This is a genomic window from Bradyrhizobium sp. USDA 3650, from assembly GCF_054057395.1.
The window spans coordinates 4,006,327-4,025,508 of the sequence record NZ_JBSRZG010000001.1 but is presented as its reverse complement, the minus strand read 5'-3'; the positions used below and the strand labels follow the sequence as shown (position 1 = coordinate 4,025,508).

Annotated in this window: 19 protein-coding genes and 1 pseudogene; 11 read left to right on the top strand and 9 right to left on the bottom strand. The window is 64.6% G+C overall.

Going from position 1 to position 19,182, the window contains the following annotated elements; all coding sequences use genetic code 11:
• Positions 1 to 5: 5 nt before the first annotated feature.
• Complete coding sequence (locus ACVIN2_RS18710) at positions 6 to 440, bottom strand: MarR family winged helix-turn-helix transcriptional regulator (RefSeq protein ID WP_456766664.1); 435 nt, start codon at positions 438 to 440, stop codon at positions 6 to 8.
• Positions 441 to 618: 178 nt separating this feature from the next.
• On the opposite strand from ACVIN2_RS18710, the gene ACVIN2_RS18705 reads away from it, so the two are divergent.
• The 7 genes and pseudogenes from ACVIN2_RS18705 (at position 619) to ACVIN2_RS18675 (ending at position 8,193) form a co-directional block, all read left to right on the top strand.
• The gene (locus ACVIN2_RS18705; protein ID WP_456766663.1) at positions 619 to 1,806 is read left to right on the top strand and encodes a substrate-binding domain-containing protein; all 1,188 of its coding nucleotides are present in this window, start codon (positions 619 to 621) and stop codon (positions 1,804 to 1,806) included.
• Between the two features lie 161 nt (positions 1,807 to 1,967).
• Positions 1,968 to 3,483: pseudogene (locus tag ACVIN2_RS18700) on the top strand (amidase).
• A 108-nt stretch (positions 3,484 to 3,591) separates the two neighbouring features.
• Complete coding sequence (locus ACVIN2_RS18695) at positions 3,592 to 4,449, top strand: branched-chain amino acid ABC transporter permease (protein ID WP_063992465.1); 858 nt, start codon at positions 3,592 to 3,594, stop codon at positions 4,447 to 4,449.
• A 4-nt stretch (positions 4,450 to 4,453) separates the two neighbouring features.
• A complete protein-coding gene (locus tag ACVIN2_RS18690) occupies positions 4,454 to 5,671 on the top strand; it encodes a substrate-binding protein (protein WP_007599205.1) in 1,218 nt (405 codons plus the stop codon).
• A 6-nt stretch (positions 5,672 to 5,677) separates the two neighbouring features.
• The gene (locus ACVIN2_RS18685) at positions 5,678 to 6,784 is read left to right on the top strand and encodes a branched-chain amino acid ABC transporter permease (RefSeq protein WP_456766662.1); all 1,107 of its coding nucleotides are present in this window, start codon (positions 5,678 to 5,680) and stop codon (positions 6,782 to 6,784) included.
• The gene (locus tag ACVIN2_RS18680) at positions 6,771 to 7,505 is read left to right on the top strand and encodes an ABC transporter ATP-binding protein (protein WP_007599214.1); all 735 of its coding nucleotides are present in this window, start codon (positions 6,771 to 6,773) and stop codon (positions 7,503 to 7,505) included. Before ACVIN2_RS18685 ends, ACVIN2_RS18680 begins: the two co-directional genes overlap by 14 nt.
• The gene (locus tag ACVIN2_RS18675) at positions 7,498 to 8,193 is read left to right on the top strand and encodes a branched-chain amino acid ABC transporter ATP-binding protein (protein ID WP_007599215.1); all 696 of its coding nucleotides are present in this window, start codon (positions 7,498 to 7,500) and stop codon (positions 8,191 to 8,193) included. The genes ACVIN2_RS18680 and ACVIN2_RS18675 overlap by 8 nt, the downstream gene beginning before the upstream one ends.
• Before the next feature lie 50 nt (positions 8,194 to 8,243).
• On the opposite strand, the gene ACVIN2_RS18670 is transcribed toward ACVIN2_RS18675, so the two are convergent.
• From ACVIN2_RS18670 to ACVIN2_RS18645, 6 genes are all read right to left on the bottom strand, one after another.
• Complete coding sequence (locus ACVIN2_RS18670; protein ID WP_456766661.1) at positions 8,244 to 8,648, bottom strand: PIN domain-containing protein; 405 nt, start codon at positions 8,646 to 8,648, stop codon at positions 8,244 to 8,246.
• Positions 8,645 to 8,881, bottom strand: coding sequence for an AbrB/MazE/SpoVT family DNA-binding domain-containing protein (locus tag ACVIN2_RS18665; protein WP_456766660.1), 237 nt, complete (start codon positions 8,879 to 8,881; stop codon positions 8,645 to 8,647). Before ACVIN2_RS18665 ends, ACVIN2_RS18670 begins: the two co-directional genes overlap by 4 nt.
• Before the next feature lie 152 nt (positions 8,882 to 9,033).
• Positions 9,034 to 10,563, bottom strand: a complete 1,530-nt coding sequence (locus ACVIN2_RS18660) for a L,D-transpeptidase family protein (RefSeq protein ID WP_456766659.1) — start codon at positions 10,561 to 10,563, stop codon at positions 9,034 to 9,036.
• Positions 10,564 to 10,938: 375 nt separating this feature from the next.
• Positions 10,939 to 11,901, bottom strand: a complete 963-nt coding sequence (locus tag ACVIN2_RS18655) for an acetyl-CoA carboxylase carboxyltransferase subunit alpha (protein WP_007599220.1) — start codon at positions 11,899 to 11,901, stop codon at positions 10,939 to 10,941.
• 201 nt (positions 11,902 to 12,102) lie between these two features.
• Complete coding sequence (gene xerD / locus ACVIN2_RS18650) at positions 12,103 to 13,086, bottom strand: site-specific tyrosine recombinase XerD (RefSeq protein WP_456766658.1); 984 nt, start codon at positions 13,084 to 13,086, stop codon at positions 12,103 to 12,105.
• A 17-nt stretch (positions 13,087 to 13,103) separates the two neighbouring features.
• Complete coding sequence (locus tag ACVIN2_RS18645) at positions 13,104 to 13,250, bottom strand: histidine kinase (RefSeq protein ID WP_211400134.1); 147 nt, start codon at positions 13,248 to 13,250, stop codon at positions 13,104 to 13,106.
• Between the two features lie 184 nt (positions 13,251 to 13,434).
• Between ACVIN2_RS18645 and ACVIN2_RS18640 the strand changes: the two genes are divergently transcribed.
• The 3 genes from ACVIN2_RS18640 (at position 13,435) to ACVIN2_RS18630 (ending at position 16,600) form a co-directional block, all read left to right on the top strand.
• Positions 13,435 to 14,058 (top strand): shikimate kinase, encoded by a 624-nt coding sequence (locus ACVIN2_RS18640; RefSeq protein ID WP_456766657.1) that lies wholly within the window; start codon positions 13,435 to 13,437, stop codon positions 14,056 to 14,058.
• Positions 14,055 to 15,203: a 3-dehydroquinate synthase gene (gene aroB / locus ACVIN2_RS18635; RefSeq protein WP_456766656.1), complete on the top strand. Its 1,149-nt coding sequence runs from the start codon at positions 14,055 to 14,057 to the stop codon at positions 15,201 to 15,203. The genes ACVIN2_RS18640 and aroB overlap by 4 nt, the downstream gene beginning before the upstream one ends.
• Positions 15,204 to 15,295: 92 nt before the next feature.
• Entirely contained in the window at positions 15,296 to 16,600 is a 1,305-nt protein-coding gene (locus ACVIN2_RS18630) for an HlyC/CorC family transporter (RefSeq protein WP_007599226.1), read from the top strand.
• Between the two features lie 167 nt (positions 16,601 to 16,767).
• Here ACVIN2_RS18630 and ACVIN2_RS18625 read toward each other — a convergent pair whose 3' ends face one another.
• Entirely contained in the window at positions 16,768 to 17,043 is a 276-nt protein-coding gene (locus ACVIN2_RS18625) for a BolA family protein (RefSeq protein WP_456769757.1), read from the bottom strand.
• Between the two features lie 152 nt (positions 17,044 to 17,195).
• Here ACVIN2_RS18625 and ACVIN2_RS18620 point away from each other — a divergent pair, with 152 nt between their 5' ends.
• Positions 17,196 to 17,831, top strand: a complete 636-nt coding sequence (locus ACVIN2_RS18620; RefSeq protein WP_456766655.1) for a J domain-containing protein — start codon at positions 17,196 to 17,198, stop codon at positions 17,829 to 17,831.
• A gap of 199 nt (positions 17,832 to 18,030) precedes the next feature.
• On the opposite strand, the gene ACVIN2_RS18615 is transcribed toward ACVIN2_RS18620, so the two are convergent.
• Positions 18,031 to 19,125: a citrate synthase/methylcitrate synthase gene (locus tag ACVIN2_RS18615; protein ID WP_456766654.1), complete on the bottom strand. Its 1,095-nt coding sequence runs from the start codon at positions 19,123 to 19,125 to the stop codon at positions 18,031 to 18,033.
• Positions 19,126 to 19,182: the final 57 nt, after the last annotated feature.

The window sequence follows — 19,182 nt, the reverse complement described above, 5'->3', positions numbered from 1 at the left end:
GCCACTCAATTCGAGCTGTCGATCAAGCTCTCCAGCAGCCGCTTCAATTCGCTCGTCGATTTGTCGCCGTAGCTCTCCAGGATGTGCTCCTCCTGGTCGACCGCGAGCGAGTTGAGCTTCTTGCTCAGCACCTTGCCGCGATCGGAGATGAACATCAGGACCTTGCGGCGATCGTTCGGGTCCTGCACGCGGTAGACCAGCGTGTCCGAGACCATGCGGTCGATCATCTTGGTCAGCGTCGGATGGTTGAGCAGCACGGCATCCGCGAGCTCGCCCATCGAATGGCCGTTGCCATCCGACAGCACTTTCAGGATGCGCCACTGCTCGACGGGTACGCCTTCCTTGCTCAACCGCAGTTCGAGCTGCCGGTTGATCTCCCGGTTGGCTTGCGCGAGCAGGTAGACGAGGTGTTCGGTGATCGGGGTGTTCGGTTTTGCCACGGCTAAGACTTTGTCTTGACCCAAATGAGTGAATGTCTTGCAATCGATGCTGCATCTATATGCACTTCAATTCTTGAATATTCAATATTTTCAAAATAGGATATTGCCCAACAATAGGGCGGGTGCCGCGGCCGCCTCTCGAATGAGCTTTCAAGCCTGGTGTCAGACAGGAGTTGGCGTGCGCGCGACGGTAAACTTCCCGGCTCACGGCGGTCCGGCGTTACCGCCGTCCTTGCTGTTCAGGAATCTGTCGTCCGCGGCAGCGGATTTCGACCTGTCGCCGGCTGACGCGTATTTCATGAAGCGCCGCGGCGCACACAACAAGCTCCGGATCGGGGGCTTCATGTGCTGCACCGGCTCGCCCGGCGTTTGGGGCCCGTGCGCGACAAGCAGCGCGCAGCTCGCGGTCGCCGAGATCAACAAGCGCGGCGGCATTCTCGGGCGCGAGATCGAGCTTTCGATCTACGACGCCGGCGGCCCGCTCGACGAGATTCTGAGCCGCGCCGAGCAGGCGATCGCGTCCGATGAGATCGATCTCATCGTCGGACTGCATACCAGTGCGGTGCGCGTGGCGCTGCGCAAGGTCACCACCCGCCACCGCATCCCCTACATCTACACGCCCGTCTACGAGGGCGGCGAGCAGACGCCGGGCGTCATGGCGATCGGCGAGACGCCGCGCTGGCAGAGCCGCCCGTCGATCCACTGGCTCGCCGACGTCAAGAAGGCGGCGCGCTGGTACCTGATCGGCAGCGACTATGTCTGGCCCTGGCAGTCGCACCGCGCGGTGAAGCGCTACATCAAGGAGGCCGGCGGCCATGTCGTCGGCGAAGAGTTCGTTCCCCTTGGCGAAGACAACCACGAGCCGCATCTGGAGCGCATCCGAGCCGCGAGGCCGGACGTCGTCCTGATCTCGTTGATCGGCACCGACAGCATCACGTTCAATCGCGCGTTCGGCGAATGCGGCCTCGGCGCCACGACGCTGCGGCTGGCCGGGGCGATGGACGAGACCGTGCTGCTCGGAATCGGCGCGGACAACAGCGAGAACCTGTTCTGCGCCTCAGGCTATTTCCCCGGCATCGGATCGCGGGCCAATGACGACTTCCAGAGCCGCTATCGCGCGATGTTCGGACCGAACGGCCCCCCGATCGGCTCGCTCGGTCAATCCAGCTATGAGGGACTGCGCTTCCTCGAAGCCGTGGCGAACAAGGCGGGCACGTTGGCGATGGGGCCGATGCTCGCGGCCGGCCGCAACATCGTCTATGGCGGCGCCCGCGGCCCCGTCACGGTCAGGAACGGTCACACCCGGATGCAAATGTATCTCGCCGGGGCGGATGGCCTCGATTTCAAGCTGATCAAACCGATCTGATGCGGGCTCGGCGCATCTGCAAACGCCCGAATCCAAAATAATACTTGAAAAGGAAAATATTTCCGTCTGTAGTATCGAAGCGAAGCCGCCCGACCGGTGCCATGCAGGCGCAGGACGGCTTCCGTCCAATGCCAGGGATCAAGAAACTTCAGGAGAGCGCCGTGACAGTTGTCCTTCCCACTCCAGCCCAATTGCGCAGTGTCGCCGACCAGTGCGGCCTTTCGCTGTCTGATGACGATGTCGCCTCGTTCCGCGGCCTGATGCAGGGCTCGATCGAAGCCTATAATCTCGTCGGCGCCATGCCGGATGAGGTGCCGGAGGTCAAATATCCGCGCACGCCGGGGCTATCGGCCCTCGCCGGAAGAGAACCCGCGCAACGCCTGGTATCGCAAGTCGACCGTGAAGGGTGCGGCGAGCGGCAAGCTCAAGGGCAAGACGGTCGCACTGAAAGACAACATCATGCTCGCCGGCGTTCCCATGATGAACGGCTCTGCGACGCTCGAGGGTTACGTCCCCGATTTCGACGCCACCATCGTCACCCGCATGCTCGATGCCGGCGCCGAGATCGCCGGAAAAGTCCATTGCGAATCCTTCTGCATGTCCGGCGGCAGCCACACCAATGCCGTCGGCGCCGTCCACAATCCGCACAAGATGGGCTATTCGGCCGGCGGCTCCTCGTCAGGCTCAGGCGTCGTCGTCGCGCTCGGCGAGGTCGACATGGCGATCGGCGGCGACCAGGGCGGTTCGATCCGCATGCCGTCCTCGTTCTGCGGCACCTATGGCATGAAGCCGACCTGGGGCCTCGTGCCCTACACGGGCATCATGCCGATCGAGGTGTTCGTCGATCACACCGGCCCGATGACGGCGACCGTCGCCGACAACGCACTGCTGCTCGAAGTGCTGGCCGGCGACGACGGCTACGATCCCCGAATCAAGGCGCCCAAGGTCGAGGAGTACACCAAGGCGCTCGGCCAGGGCGTCAAGGGTATGAAGATCGGCATCCTCAAGGAAGGCTTTGAGCAGGCGAATGCCGAAGCCGCCGTGAACGAGAGCGTGCGGGAGGCCGCAAAGCGTTTCAGGGATCTCGGCGCCACGGTCGAGACCGTTTCGATTCCGATGCATCTCATGGGCCCCGCGATCTGGACGCCGATCGGCACCGAGGGCATGACCCAGACCATGATGTATGGCGACGGCTATGGGCTGAGCCGGTCCGACCTCTATTCGACCACGCTGATGGACTTCCATCGCGGCTGGCGGCGGCAGGCGGATTCCCTGTCCGAGACCACAAAGCTGTTCCTGCTGCTCGGCACCTATATCAACAATACTTTTGGTCCGCGCTATTACGGCAAGGCGCTCAACATCTCCCGACGCCTGACCGCGGCCTATGACAAGGCCTTCAAAGACTACGATTTGCTGCTGCTGCCGACCACGCCCATGAAGGCGACGAAGCTGCCGGAGCCCAACGCCAGCCGCGAGGACTATGTCGCGCGTGCGCTGGAGATGATCTCCAACACCGCGCCGTTCGACATCACCCATCATCCCGCGATGTCGCTGCCCTGCGGCATGGTCGACGGCCTGCCCGTCGGCCTGATGCTGGTCGGCCGCATGTTCGAGGAATCCACCATCTACCGTGCCGCGCATGCCTTCGAGCAGATCGGCGACTGGAAGAAGATGTGAGCGAGGCATTGATGCGGGGCAACGGAACAGGGAAGCGTTTTCGGACGAGTCAAGACATCAAGCCGGAGCCCCGTTCCGATTCCTTCGGAACGGGAAAGGCTCCGGCGCATGGCTAACGCGTTCGTCGCGGCGTTCGAGATCCTGAGCTTTGGCGCGATCATTGTCCTGATCGTGCTGGGGCTTGGGATCATCGCCAGCATGATGGGCATCTTCAACTTCGCGCAGGGCGAGTTCGTCCTGCTCGGGGCCTACATTACCTATCTCGCCTACGCCAAGGGCCTGCCGATCTGGGCCGGCATGGTCGCCGCGCCCTTCGTCGTCGGCGCGCTCGGCTTCGTACTGGAGGCGCTGATCATCCGACGCTTCTACGCAGCCCCCATCGTCGCCATGCTCGGCACCTATGCGCTTGGCTTGATCATCCGCGAATCCGTGCGCGGCCTGATCGGCGGCTTCTATCTCACTGTGCCCGAGCCGATCGGCGGCTCGATCGACATCGGCGCCATGCACATCTCGGCCTGGCGCTTCACCATCATCGTCATCACGGCGCTGGTGATGGGCGGCTGCTATCTGCTGCTGGCGCGCACCAGCTTCGGCCTGCGCGTGCGCGCTACCCTGGAAAATCCGTCGCTGGCCCGCGCCTCCGGAATCTCCACGCCGCTGATCTACGGCGCCACCTTTGCGTTCGGCGCGGCGCTTGCCGGCCTTGCCGGCGCGCTGATCGTCCCCGTGTTCAGCCTGTTCGCCGATCTCGGCCTGCGCTTCCTGATCCAGGGCTTTGTCGCGGTGATGGTCGGCGGCGTCGGCTCCTTCATCGGGCCGGTCGCGGGCGCCGGCGTCATCGGCACGCTGAGTGCCGCGCTCCCCTGGGTGATGGCGCCGGTCGTCGCCGATGTCCTCGTCTTCGTTCTCGCCATCGTTTTCATCAAATTCCGGCCGCAAGGCCTCATCGCTGGAAAAGGGGTTTAGTCACATGTCCGATCGCACTCAGCTCTCCCGCCGCCGCTTCCTCTCGAATTTCGCCTTTGCCTCCGGCGCGGTCGCAACCGGCGTCGGCAGCTGGGTGATCCCGGCGCCCTGGGCCAATGCGGCCGAAGCCCCGATCAAGGTCGGCATCGCCACCGACCTCACCGGGCCGATCGCCTACGCCGGCAATGCCGACGCCAATGTTGCGAAGATGGTGATCAAGGAGATCAACGCCGGCGGCGGTCTGCTCGGCCGCCCGCTCGAGCTCTACATCGAGGACACCGCCTCGAACGAATCCGTCGCTGTCGGCAACGTCCGCAAGCTGATCCAGCGCGACAAGGTCGACATGGTGCTGGGCGGCATCACCTCGTCGATGCGCAACGCCATCAAGGACCCGATCGTCGCGCGCGGCAAGACGCTCTACATCTATCCGCAGCTCTACGAAGGCAAGGAGTGCACGCCCTATCTGTTCTGCACCGGGCCGACGCCCGCGCAGCAGTGCGACGAGTTCATTCCCTGGCTGATCAAGAACGGCGGCAAGAAGTTCGCGCTGCCGAGCGCCAACTATGTCTGGCCGCACACGCTCAACGTCTACGCCCGCAAGGTGATCGAGGCCAACGGCGGCGAGGTCGTGTTCGAGGAATATTATCCGCTCGACCAGGTCGACTTCTCCTCGACCGTCAACCGCATCATCTCCAACAAGGTCGACGTCGTCTTCAACACCGTCATCCCGCCGGGCGTCGGCCCGTTCTTCAAGCAGCTCTATGAAGCCGGCTTCCTCAAGAACGGCGGACGGCTGGCTTGCGTCTACTATGACGAGAACACACTCAACATCAATCAGGCCGCCGAGATCGAGGGTCTCGCCAGCTGTCTCGACTATTTCAAGGTGCTGACCAAGGAGAACCCGTTCGACGCAAAAATCCAGGCGGCCTACGAGAAGGATTTCCCGGGCAACTTCCTGTTCGCCGCCGGCAGCGCCGCCACCGGAACCTATCGCGGCCTGAAGCTGTGGGAAGCCGCCGTCAAGGAAGCCGGCAAGATCGACCGCGAGTCGGTCGCAGCTACGCTCGACCACGCCAAGATCGCCGAGGGCCCGGGCGGACCGGCCGAGATGGTTCCGGGCAAGCGGCATTGCAAGATGAAGATGTACACCGCGGTCGCCAAGGGCGGGAATTACGAGATCGTCGGACGCAGCGACGGGCTCGTCGATCCCAAGGAATGCTAGAGTCGAATGCCGAAAGCGATGGGCGCAGTGAAGCAGGCAGTCCCCGCCGAGATCGGCGGGGAACAGAATGTCGCCATGCTTGAACACGGATCAGAAGGAGTAACTGGTTCGCAGCGAAAAATCCTGCCGATCGTGGAGGGCGTCGTGCTCGCCGCGGCGCTGCTCGCCCCGCTGGTGCTGCAGGACTACCTTACGGTGTTCGCGACGCGGGTGATCATCCTCGCGCTGTTCGCGCTCTCGTTCGACCTGGTGTGGGGCTATGCCGGCATCATGAGCTTTGGCCAGGCGCTGTTTTTCGGGTCGGCCGGCTATGGGGTAGCGCTGCTCGCGCGCGACCTCGACATCACCAACATCTTCCTGGTGCTGCCTGCGGGTACGCTGATCGGCCTCACCTTCGCGCTTCTGCTGGGCGGCTTCCTGCTGCTGGGGCGGCATCCCTCCAGCGTGATCTTCGTCTCGCTGGGCACGCTGACCGGATCCTACGCCGCCGACCGGCTGGCGCGCGGCTGGTACTATCTCGGTGGTCAGAACGGTATCCCCTCGATATCGTCGATGACGCTCGGCAGTTACGAATTCTCGGAAGGGCCGCCGTTCTATTATCTCGTGCTTGGCCTTCTTGTCGTGGTCTATCTGCTTTGCCGTTTTCTGGTCCGCTCGCAATTCGGGTTGGCGCTGGCGGGATTGCGCGAGAACGAGCAGCGCATCGCCTTCTTCGGCTACAAGGCGCAGCACCTCAAGGCGATCATCTTCGCGATTGGCGGCGCGGTGGCGGGTCTTGCCGGCAGCCTTTACGCCTTCCACGAAGGTTTCGTCTGGCCCAACATGGTCGGCGTCGTGGTCTCGACGCAGGTCGTGCTCTACGTCCTGTTCGGCGGTTCCGGCACGCTGATCGGCGCCGTCATCGGTGCCGTCATCGTCGAGGGCGTCAGCTTCTGGCTCTCGGACAATTACCGCGAGGTCTGGCCGATCATCCTCGGCGTGCTGCTGTTGCTCGTGATCCTGTTCCGGCCGCTCGGCCTGATCAGTTTCGTGCTCGGCGAGCGCGAGCGGGTCGGCAGCTTTGGTGGTAAATCCAGGAAGACCGGGAAGGAGAAGCGCGATGCCGCTCCTTGAAGCCACCGGCGTCAAGAAGATCTTCGGGAAGCTCACCGCGCTCGATGGCGCAGCGCTCACTGTCGGCGAGAACGAGTTTCACGGCCTGATCGGCCCGAACGGCTCCGGCAAGAGCACGCTGATGAAGTGCATTGCGGGCGCCGAGGTGCCGACGCAGGGCAAGGTGAGTTTCATCAATACCGACATCACCGCGTTCACGCCGACGGAGCGTGCCCGCGCCGGCATGAGCCTGAAATTCCAGATCACATCCGTACTGCCGACGCTGACGCTCTACGACAACATCCTGCTCGCGCTGCAGGCGCAATCCTCGCTGTTCGACCTCGTGTTCTCGCGCACGCGCGGGCTCCTGCACGATCAGGTCATGACCATGCTGACGCAGTTCCGCCTCGCTGATCGCGCCTTCGATGCGGCGGCGGCGCTGTCGCACGGCCAGCAGCAATGGCTGGAGATCGCGATGGCGCTGGCCGGCAAGCCGAAACTCCTGCTGCTGGACGAGCCGACCGGCGGCATGAGCCTGGAGGAGCGCCGCGTTACCGGCGAATTGCTGCAGCCGATCAAAAAGCATTGCTCGCTGGTCATCGTCGAGCACGACCTCGATTTCATCCGCGACATCTGCGATCGCCTCACCGTGCTCGACCAGGGCAAGGTACTGGCGTCCGGCACGGTGTCGGAGATCCAGGCCAACAAGGCCGTCCAGGAGATCTATTTGCGCCGTGCCTGAATTTTTGGACATCAAGCATCTCGACGCCGGCTATGGCCGCAGCCAGGTCCTGTTCGACGTCAACCTCGGCATTCCCTGGCGCGGCGGTGTCGCCGTGCTGGGCCGCAACGGCGCCGGCAAGACCACGCTGATGAAGACCATCGTCGGCGAGCTGCCGGCGTGGAAGGGCGAGGTCGCCTTCGATGGCCGCGACATCAGCCGTCGCGCGACCCAGGAGCGCGTGCGCGCCGGCATCGGCTACGTGCCGCAGGAGCATTCGGTGTTCGCGCGGCTGTCGGTGCGCGACAATCTCGCGGTCGGCTCGCTCGCGAGCAGGAAGGCCGACGCGGTCGACCACGTGCTGACCATCTTCCCAAAGCTCGGTCAGCGCCTCGACCAGCCCGCCGGCACGCTCTCCGGCGGCGAGCGCAAGATGCTCGCCATCGGCCGCGCGATGCTGGGCGATCCCAAGCTGCTTCTGCTCGACGAGCCGACGGAGGGCGTCTGGATCGGCGTGATCGAGGAGATCACCGAGCGCCTGATCGAGCTCGCGAAAACCATCGCCGTCATCATCGTCGAGCAGCACCTCGACCTCGCACTGCGCGTCGCCGATTACGCCTACGTGCTGGACCGCGGCCGCGTCGCGCTGCAAGGCGAGGCAGGCGAGGTGAGGGGCAATCCGGAACTGCTGCGGTATCTGGCGCCGTAGGGATGCGTTGATGCCGGCTCCGAAGCCAACTCTCGCTTGCGGTCGGGCGCTTACGGCACGTTTCCGAGGAACGGATTGACAATGGTGAGCCCGCCGACGCTGCGGCCATGCTGCATATCTTCGCTGTAGAGCGTGTCGCAGCCGGCTTCGATCGCGGCGGCGACGATCAGCGCATCGTAGAAAGCGAAGCCATCATCTCGTGCGAGCGCAAGAGCCGCACGGCTGATCTTTGCCGTCAGCGGGTACGCCGGATCGAGCGCATTGTCGATATCATCGAACACAAGCTCGATGTCGTGCCAGCTGATTCCCTGCTTCTTGCGCAAGACGTTTGCCAGTTCGTTCAGGACTTGCACGCTGACGGTGCCGCCCTGGCTGATCAGGTCTCGAGAGATGGTTGCCTTGGTGCCAGTCTGCTGCGCGTAAACGAGAATGTTGGTATCCAGAAATGCCCTCACCGCTCGTTCGCCTCATCGCGATCGAACTTGTAGTCGGCAGGGAAGGGAGGCCAGTTGCGAGCGCGCATATTTTCGATTGCCCGCCGACGACGCTCTTCCTTGGTCTCGACCTCGATCTTCCCCTTGCGGGCGGCGACGACATCGAGCTCGTCGCCTTCCTTGAGGCTCAGTTCCTCGACCAAGGCCTTGGGCAGGCGAACCGCAAGGCTATTACCCCATCTGGAGACCTGCATCGTACGCTCCATGATATACAATAACTTATTGTATATCATGGGATATATATCAGTGGAATTCAAGGCGCCCGCGGGCCGTCACCGATGCTCCCAGGTGGGGTCGGCGGTTTCGCTCGGACGGAATACATGAAGGGCGAGGGGCTTGCCCGCTCTTACTTCACCGCCCCAAACCGGCTGTCGAACGAGTTCGACTGGACCACCGGCGCGGCTCCCATGATCTGCGTCGCTTCACCGGCGCCATCCGACACTGACGGCTTCAGCGTCGGGCGCGTCGCCGCGAGGCGGGTGTCGGGTTTCGCCGGCTCGGCGGGTTTGGCGACGGCGACAGCCGGCTTCGGCGCATCCTTGGACGTGTCGCGACCCGGCACGAACCGGGTCACCGCGGCCTTCAGTCTCGACGCTGCGGTCGGCGGTGTCGTGGTCGTCGCGGCCGGGGCGACGGATGCCGTGGCCTGCGGCGGCGTGGTCGCCGTGGCGTCGGCGTTGCCCACGCCCATCTTGCGGCCGAGATTCGAGAAGAAGCCGGATTTCTCGGGCGGGGCTGCGGTGGCGACGCGGGCGTTGGCGGCGGGCGCGCTGACGGCGACGACCGGCTCTTCCTGCGGCGAGGGCGCGGCTGCATCGAGATTCGGCTTCGGCGGATTGACGTGTCCCGGGATCGTGCCCGGCGCCTTCGCCATCGCCAGCATCTGCAAGGTCGTGCCTTCGGCGCCCTCCGACAGACCGGTCGAGCCTTCCGGAATTTTCGCGGCGAAGATCTTGTTCATGCCGCCGTCGATGCCGGTGTTCATGCGCGCAACGGGCGTGCCGCGCGAAACCAGCTTGCTGTACTCGGCCTGGTCGCGCGCATCCTTCTCGCGCACGGCGCTGGCGATCTCCTCGGGGATCACATAGGCCGGGCACTTTGCGGACGCGTCGAACACCGGATCACGCTTGGCGTCGGGCGCCTTCGCCGCGTCGAACACGTATTTCTTCTCGCAGAAATCGACCTTCGGCTCCTGCCGCGTCACCTCGAAATGATCGTAGCCTTCCTTGATCATCTTCCAGAACGGCATGTTCGGATTGTTCCGGTGCTTGGCCATGTTCACCGGCGTCATCTTGAACGGATAGGCCTGCAGCTGGAACGCCTTCTGACCGCCGAAGAATGACTCGCGCCCGAGCGAATAGATCTCGGCGATCTGCTCGTCCGTCATCGCGTAGCAGCCGCGCGACGAACAATCGCCATGCACCATCAGCTGCGAGCCGCTGCGGCCCAAAGCCTTGTCGAACGCGTTCGGATAGCCCGTGTTGAACGACAGATAATACGCCGACTGCGGATTCATCTGGCCCGGATTGATCGAGTAGAATCCTTCCGGCGCCTGGCGGTCGCCTTCGCGCACCTTCGGGCCGAGGTCGCCCGACCAGCGACAGATCGGATAGGTCTTGAGCAGCGCGAACTGGCCGTTGCGGGTCTGCTTCCAGACCTCGAGCTCGGCCTCCTGCTTGAACAGGCGCACCAGGATCGGTGATTGCAGGTCCATGTCCTTCTCGACCATCGCGGCGAGAAGTTTTGGCGGCACCGGCTGGTTGGCCTTGGCATTGGTCGCAAGCGAAACCTGGTCGGTATCGCAGCCGGCCAGCACGAAGCTGGCGGCAAGCGCCACCGAAACCAGAAACGCGCGAGCAAGCGAACGAGAAATCAAGATGGACCCCACACCGTCCAAGGCATCGCGCGCAAACCCCAATCTTGAAGCATGATCCGACCGGAGGCCCGGACCCGTCGCGACGGGCTTTTTCGCAATCACGCTCCAGCGCTTATGCCCTGAAGCCATTGATTAAAATTCTAACCTCTGGGTCATGTGGTCGCAACCCGAACGGGGATCACGAGCCCGTTGGCCCAAAGGCGTGGTCAACGAAGACTTAAACTGGGCTGAAACTTGGGCCTTCCGAACAAACCAGTACTGAGATCGCTGATTTGGGCAAAAAAAGGGTTAACGCGGGGTTACCGGGGGCTCTTCACCTCCCCCGCAAGCGGGTGAGGGAGCGCACCGCCGCTGCGGGCCCCAAACCCGGCCGAATCAGCCCAGTTTCCGGCCGATATCGAGGAATTTCTGCCGCCGATGCTTGCGGATAGCGTCTCCGTCGAGACCCCGGAGCTCGTCAAAGGCCTTGGCGATGGCGTCGCCCGTGGTGGCGATCATGGCGGCGGGGTCGCGATGGGCGCCGCCGACCGGCTCCTTCAGGATGCTGTCGATCACGCCGAAGCGGAGCATGTCCTGGGCCGTGATCTTCATGTTGTTGGCGGCTTCCTGCGCCTTGGAGCCGTCGCGCCAGAGGATCGAGGACGCGGCCTCAGGCGAGATCACGCTGTAGATCGCGTGCTCCAGCATCAGGACCTTGTTGGCGGTGGTGATGGCGATGGCGCCGCCCGACATGCCCTCGCCGGTGATGATGGCGACGTTCGGCACGGTCAGCGCCATGCAGGCATCGGTGGAACGCGCGATCGCCTCGGCCTGGCCGCGCTCTTCCGCGCCGATGCCGGGATAGGCGCCGGCGGAATCGGCGAGCGACAGCACCGGCAGGCCGAACCGCTCGGCCATCTCCATCAGCCGCACGCATTTGCGATAGCCCTCGGGCCGCGCCATGCCGAAATTATGCTTGATGCGGCTCTCGGTGGAATCGCCCTTTTCCTGGCCCATCACGCAGATGGCCTCGCCGCGGAAGCGGCCGAAGCCGGCCACCAGCGCCTCGTCCTCGCCGAACTTGCGGTCGCCGGCGAGCGGGGTGAACTCGGTGATCAGGCCCTTGATGAAGTCGTTGAAATGCGGCCGCTGCGGATGCCGCGCGACCAGCGTCTTCTGCCACGGCGTCAGGTTCAGATAGAGGTCGGCCATCGCCTGCGCCGCCTTGTCCTCGATCCGCCCGATCTCCTCGGCGATGTCGCTGCCGGAGGCCGCAAGCGTCCGCAATTCGTCGAGCTTGGAATCGAGCTCGGCGACGGGCTTTTCGAAATCGAGATAGCTGCGCATCTGGTCTGGCATCAACTCAATATAGGGAGAACGGGGCGAGGCGGCGAAGCGGATTCGATGTCGTGGAAAGAAATGTAGGTTCGTCAATGAGTTGGCTTGTGTGTTCGCAACCAGCGCAGGCCAATCATCGTGAGGCCCCGGCTCTTTCTGCGGAGATGTGGCCGAAGTCAAGGCGGTTTCGGCCTTGGCCTGTAGCGGGGCGACGCGCCAGACCTACTTCTCCGCCAGCGGGTGCAGGTCGCGGACCAGGCTCTTCAGCCGCTCCTCGACCACGTGGGTGTAGATCTGGGTCGTCGAGATGTCGGTATGGCCGAGCAGCGTCTGCACGATGCGCAAATCGGCCCCGTTGTGCAGCAGGTGGCTGGCGAAGGCGTGGCGCAGCACGTGGGGGGAAACCAGCCGGGCCTGCAGCCCTGAGGCGACCGCGAGCTCCTTCAAGTCGCGGGCAAAATGCTGCCGCGTCAGATGCCCGCTCTCGCCGAACGAGGGGAACAACCATTTCGAGGCCGCCACGCTGTTCTTCTTGTCGGACTTGTTGTTGTCCTTGGCGGCCTCCGTCGCCGCGAGATAATCGGCCATCGCCTGGCGCGAGGCCTCGTTGAGCGGCACCAGCCGTTCCTTGTTGCCCTTGCCGCGCACCACGATCATGCGGGCGTCGCGCTTCGCGGCCGTGCGCGGCAGCGCCACCAGCTCGGAGACGCGCAGGCCAGTGGCGTAGAGCACCTCGAGCAGGCAATAGAGTCTGAGGGCGCGCAGCCGTTTCGAGGGCGAGGCAGCCTCCGCCTCGCTCAATTCCTTGGCGCGGCGGAGCATGCGGTCGACATCCGGGATCGACAGCACCTTCGGCAGGCCGCGGCCGCGCTTGGGGCCGGACAGGATCGCCGCGGGATCGTCGGTTCTGATGCGTTCGTTCAGGAGGAAGCGATAGAGATGCCGCATCGCCGATAGCCGTCGCGCGACGCTGGTGGATTTGAAGCCGCGCGTGTCGAGATCGGCGAGATAGTCGCGCAGCGTCTGCGTTTCCGCGTCCGCGAATGCATGGCCGACGCGGCCGAGAAACTCGGAGAAATCGGTGAGGTCGCGGCGATATGCGTCGAGCGTATTGGGGCCGGCGCCCTGTTCCGCCGCAAGCATGTCGAGGAACAGGCCGGTGAGTTTTGTGTCTGAGGGCTTGTTATCGGAAGATCTGGCACGCATGCCCGGCAGCCTAGCTGCTATTTCTTGAGAAACTTATCCGGCGGGATCGTCACCGTCATTTCCCGCGACTTGGGATTGACGAAGTTCGCCAGCGCGAAGACCACGCCATAGACGATGCCGGCGATCACGGCGACGACCGTCAGGAAGCGGAACAGGCTGGGCATCGGCAGGATCTCGGAGAGGGTCTCGGTCAGGGGCTTGGCGGGCAAATTAACCAATGAAATCATCCAACACGTTCGCCGTTTCGTGGCAAGAGTCCTCTGGCGAGGGCCCCTGCGGGGTCGTATAGGTGGCCAAAGGATGCCGCCTTTGGCGGCAGATCGAGCGAGACCCATTCGAGCGAGACAAATGCCCGACGCCGCGTTGCCGATCCAAGCCTCGCCCGAGGCCGACATCCTGTCGGCGCTGGGGACGCGCTCGATCGTGCTCGTCGGCATGATGGGGGTGGGCAAATCCACCATCGGCCGCCGCATGGCTCTCCGGCTCAAGCTGCCCTTCGTCGATGCCGACACCGAGATCGAGGCGGCAGCCGGCATGACCATACCGGAAATCTTCGAGCGCCACGGCGAGCCGCATTTCCGTGACGGCGAGGCCCGCGTGATCGCGCGTCTGCTCGACGGCGGCCCCATCGTGCTGGCGACCGGCGGCGGCGCCTTCATGCGCGAGGAGACGCGGGGCCGTATTGCGGCGAAGGCGATCTCGATCTGGCTCAAGGCCGATCATGACGTCATCATGCGCCGCGTGCGCCGGCGCGCCGACCGTCCGCTGCTGCAGACCGCCGATCCCGAAGGAACCGTGACGCGCCTGCTCACCGAGCGCGAGCCGGTCTACGGCCATGCCGACCTCACCATCGCCTCGCGCGACGTGCCGCACGACAGAATCGTCGATGAGACCATCGAGACGCTACGCGCGCATCTTTGCGGCGAACGGGCGTCCCCGCCACCAGCCGACGTCGCGAGTGCCGCACGATGACCGCGCCCTTGAAACATTCCGATCCTGTCAACGTCGAGGTCGCGCTGGAGAATCGCGCCTATGACATCGTCATCGGCCGCGGCGTGCTGGCTTCGCTCGGCGAACGCGTCGCGCGCCTGCGCCCCGGCGTGCGCACCGCGATCGTGACGGATCGCACCGTCGCGAAATACTGGCTCGAGCCCGCCGAGGCTTCGCTCGCAGCCAGCGGCATTCCGACATCGCGCATCGTCGTCGATGAAGGCGAGATCTCCAAGACCTATGCCGGTCTCGAAAAGGTCAGCGAGGCCCTGATCGCCGCGAAGATCGAACGCAACGATCTCGTCATCGCGCTCGGCGGCGGCGTGGTCGGCGATCTCGCCGGCTTTGCGGCGGCGATCCTGCGCCGCGGTGTCGATTTCGTGCAGGTGCCGACCTCGCTGCTGGCGCAGGTCGATTCCTCCGTCGGCGGCAAGACCGGCATCAACTCGCCGCAGGGCAAGAATCTGCTCGGCGCCTTCCACCAGCCGGTGCTGGTGATCGCCGACACCGCCGTGCTCGACACGCTGTCGCCGCGGCAATTCCGCGCCGGCTATGCCGAGGTCGCCAAATACGGCGTGCTCGGCGACGAGGCCTTCTTCGCCTGGCTCGAGAAGAACCATTCCGACATCTCCAAAGGCGGCTCGGCGCGCGAGCATGCGATCGCGACCTCCTGCCGCGCCAAGGCCGGCGTCGTCTCGCGCGACGAGCGCGAGACCGGGGAGCGCGCGCTGCTCAATCTCGGCCACACGTTCGGCCATGCGCTGGAAGCCGCGACCGGCTTCTCCGACCGCCTGTTTCACGGCGAGGGCGTTTCGATCGGCATGACGCTGGCGGCGCAGTTTTCCGCGAAGCTCGGCATGATCGGCGACGCGGACGCCGCGCGCGTCGAGCGTCACCTCGTTGAGGCCGGCCTGCCGACGCGCTTGCAGGACATCGCGGGCTTCGCGCAGGAGGGGCTTGCCGATGCCGACGCGCTGATGGCGCTGATGGCGCAGGACAAGAAGGTCGACCGCGGCAGGCTCACCTTCATCCTGCTGGAGGCCGTGGGACGCGCCGTCGTCGTGAAGAACGTCGAGCCGGCTCCGGTGCGCGACTTCCTCAAGGACAAGCTCGCCCACAAGGCGTGACACGCGGTTGAACGACGCTAAAGCGTTTTCGAGCGAAGTGGGTACCGGTTCGCGTCAAGAAAACCCGTCAGAACAAGAAACCAGAGTGGTTCATGGATTGGCTCGGATTCACCATCGTCATTCTCTGCCTGCTCGTCTCCGGCTTTTTCGCCGCGAGCGAGACCGCGCTGACCGGCGCCTCGCGCGCCAGCATGCTGCGGCTCTCCAAGCAGGGTAATCGCGACGCCGACGTGGTCTCGCAACTGCTCGACATGCGCGAGCGCCTGATCGGTGCCCTGCTCCTCGGCAACAACATCGCCAATATCAGTGCATCCGCCCTGGCCACCAGCATCTTCACGGCCTGGTTCGGCGACGTCGGCGTGCTCTATGCCACCGGTTTGATGACGGCACTGGTCGTGATCTTCGCCGAGGTGCTGCCCAAGACCATCGCGATCAACGCGCCCGACCGCATGGCGCTGGCGGTGGCGCGCCCGATGCGGCTGACGATGTACGTGCTGGGGCCGCTGCTGCGGATCGTGGAAGTCATCGTGCGCTTGTTGATGCGCCTGTTTGGCCTTGCCGGCGAGCACCAGGCGATTCTGTCGCCGACCGAGCGCCTGCGCGGAGCGGTCGACCTGCTGCACCATGAAGGCAAGTTCGAGAAGCACGACCGCGACATGCTCGGCGGGCTGCTCGATCTGCGCGAGCTCCAGGTCTCCGACGTCATGATCCATCGCACCGAGATGACGATGATCAACGCCGACCTGCCGCCGGAGGATCTGGTGCGCGAGGTGCTGGCGGCCGAATACACCCGCATCCCGCTGTGGCGCGAGAAGCCGGAAAACATCATCGGCGTGCTCCACGCCAAGGATTTGCTGCGCGCGATCCGGGCGGCCGACGGCGAAACCTCGCGCATCGACGTCTCCACCATCGCGCTGCCGCCGTGGTTCGTGCCGGAGATGCGGCCCGTCTCCGAGCAGCTCAAGGCGTTCCGCCGCCGCAAGACCCATTTCGCCCTGGTCGTCGACGAGTACGGCGAAGTTGAAGGGCTCGTGACGCTGGAAGACATTCTGGAAGAGATCGTCGGCGACATCTCCGACGAGCACGACGTCGTGGTCGCGGGCGTGCGCGCCCAGCCGGACGGCTCGGTCGTCGTCGACGGCTCGGTGCCGATCCGCGACCTCAACCGCGCCATGGATTGGCACCTGCCCGACGAAGAGGCAACGACGGTCGCCGGCCTCGTCATTCACGAGGCGCGCTCGATCCCCGACCGCGGCCAGAGTTTCACCTTTCACGGCTTCCGCTTCCGCGTCCTCCGCCGCGAACGCAACCGCATCACCGCACTCCGTATTTCCCCGGTGCCGCGCGAGACGGAAATGGAGGAAGCCAAGCGGCGGCGGGCCGGGACGTCGTTTTAGGATTCGCATGACCCTGTTGCCCCTCATGGTGAGGAGCGCCGCAAGGCGCGTCTCGAACCATGCAGGCCAGGATGCCGCAGCGGGGGCCTGCATCCTTCGAGACGCGCGCAAGTGCGCGCTCCTCAGGATGAGGAGAAATGGCGCCGTCTGACGCTCGAATTGGCGAGCTAGCTCCCGCCTTCTCCCGGCGCTTGCGCGTGGATCGCCAGCGCGTGCACTCTGCCGGAGAGTTCCGCGGCCAGCGCCGAATTTATCATGCGGTGGCGATCGACCCGGCTCTTCCCTTTGAAGGCGGAAGATACAATATAAACGCGGAAGTGCGTCTCGCCGCTCGGCCTGTGGCCGGCGTGGCCCTCATGCAAATGTGACTCGTCGACGACTTGCAGGCTTTCCGGCGTGAAAGCTTCCTGCAACTTGTTGCTGATAGTGTCTCTCATAGCCATCTGGGTCATTACGGTGCGAGATCGCTCTCCGTATTGCATAGGCCGCCTCTGGCGGTCGTTCAAGGACGCCTCAGCATAGTTTCGGCTATGCTTTTCAGCTAATTGCAATGTCAAGACTTGAAGGTTTTTGCATTGCGTAGTCAAAGTCAGCCATGCCGATCGATTCATCAAAGTTCTTCGACTCCATCCGGATCAAGCCGAAAGGCAAGCAGCCGGAAGTGAAGCCGCGCGATGCCGTGGTCAATTGCGAATGGACCGGGTGTCAGAACAAGGGCGCGCATCGTGCGCCCAAGGGTCGCGACAATCAGCGTGAGTACTGGCACTTCTGCCTGAATCATGTGCGCGAGTACAACCAGAACTACAATTTCTTCTCCGGCATGAATGCCGACGCCGTCGCGCGCTATCAGAAAGATGCGCTGACCGGTCATCGTCCGACCTGGAAGATGGGCGCCAATGGCGGCGTCAAGAAAGGCGCGGAAGCCGAGATCGACAGCGCCTTCGATCCGTTCAGCATGTTCCAGGAGCTCAACGGCCGCACCGGCTGGCGCGCCGGTCCGCAGGCCGCGCCCAAGGCCGAGACGCGCAAGATCATGAACGCCGAGCGCAAGGCGCTCCAGGTGATGGGCCTCGGCCCCGAGTCCACGCTCGCCGACGTCAAGTCGAAGTACAAGGCGCTGGTGAAGCAGCACCACCCCGACGCCAACGGCGGCGACCGCTCCACCGAGGACCGCCTGATCGAAATCATCAAGGCGTATAATTATCTGAAGACCGTGGTGCGCGAGGCCTGAGGCCGCGCCACTGTCTTCCCTTCTCCCCTTGTGGGAGAAGGTGGCGCGAAGCGCCGGATGAGGGGTTGCGTCCTCAAATTCCAATGCAAGGGATTGTGCGGGGAGAGAACCCCTCACCCGTCTCGCCGCTGCGCGGCGAGCCACCCTCTCCCACAAGGGGAGAGGGAAAGAACGCCGCTCCATCCAGGTTACGCTTTCATCACGCCTCCGGCATCGCCCCCACATACGAAGAGCTCGGCCGGATCAGCCGCCCGGTCCGCTGTTGCTCGCGCGCATGCGCCGTCCACCCGGCTGCGCGCGCCACCGCGAAGATCGGCGTGAAGGCTTGCCTCGGGATCGCCAGCGCATCGAGCAGGATCGCGGTGAAGAACTCCACATTGGTCTCCAGCGGCCGCTCCGGATTCTTCTTGCGCAAGGCTGCGCGGATATAGGCCTCGACCTCGCCGGCAAACGGCAGGTCGGCGCCGTCTGAGGCCAGCGCCTCGATCGCGGTCTTGAGCACGTCGGCGCGGGGGTCGCGCACGCGATAGACGCGGTGACCAAAACCCATCATCCGCTCGCCGCGGGCGAGTGCCGCGTCCACCCAAGGCTGGATGCGCTCGCGCGAGCCGATCGCGTCGAGCATTTCCAGCACCGGCTCAGGCGCGCCGCCATGCAACGGACCCGTCAGCGCGCAGTAACCGGCGGTGACGGCGGCAAACAGGTCAGCCTGCGTCGAGGCCACCACGCGCGCGGTGAAGGTCGAGGCGTTCATGCCGTGGTCGCTGGCGGTGACGAGATAGGCGTCCAGCGCCGTGACCTCGCGTGGTTCAGGCGCGCGCCCGTGCAGCATGCGAAGCGTATCGGCGGCCTGGCTCACGTTGGGATCGGGCGCCACGGGATCGAGACCCCTGGCGCGGCGGACGAGCGCGCCCGCAATCACCGGGAATGCGCCGACGATGGTCGCCTCATGGGCGAGGCCGTGCTCGGCGCGAAGTCCCGCGACCGCCGCGCGAAACCCGTCGACGACGCCCATGCCGCGTGTCGCCGGCAGCAACTCATCCAGCCGCGCGAAGGCGCGCTCGCGTGCCGCGCCCAGGCTCGCGCGCACATTGGCTTCGTTCAGCGTGGTCGTGCTGGCGCCGTTCCAGAGCCGGGCGGTGACGCCCTCAAAGCTCGACTGGCTCGCCAGTCGGCCGACATGCTCGCCAGCGATGATCAACTCGCCGCGCTCGCCGTCGACATGGCTCAGCACGGTTTCGGCCGCGGGAACGCCGTCCAGCCCGATCTGGCTTTTGGTGAGGTGGATGTTCATGGCCCAAATCTCCTTTGCACCAGGCAAAGGTCAGGCCTCTCGACAGATTGATCAATC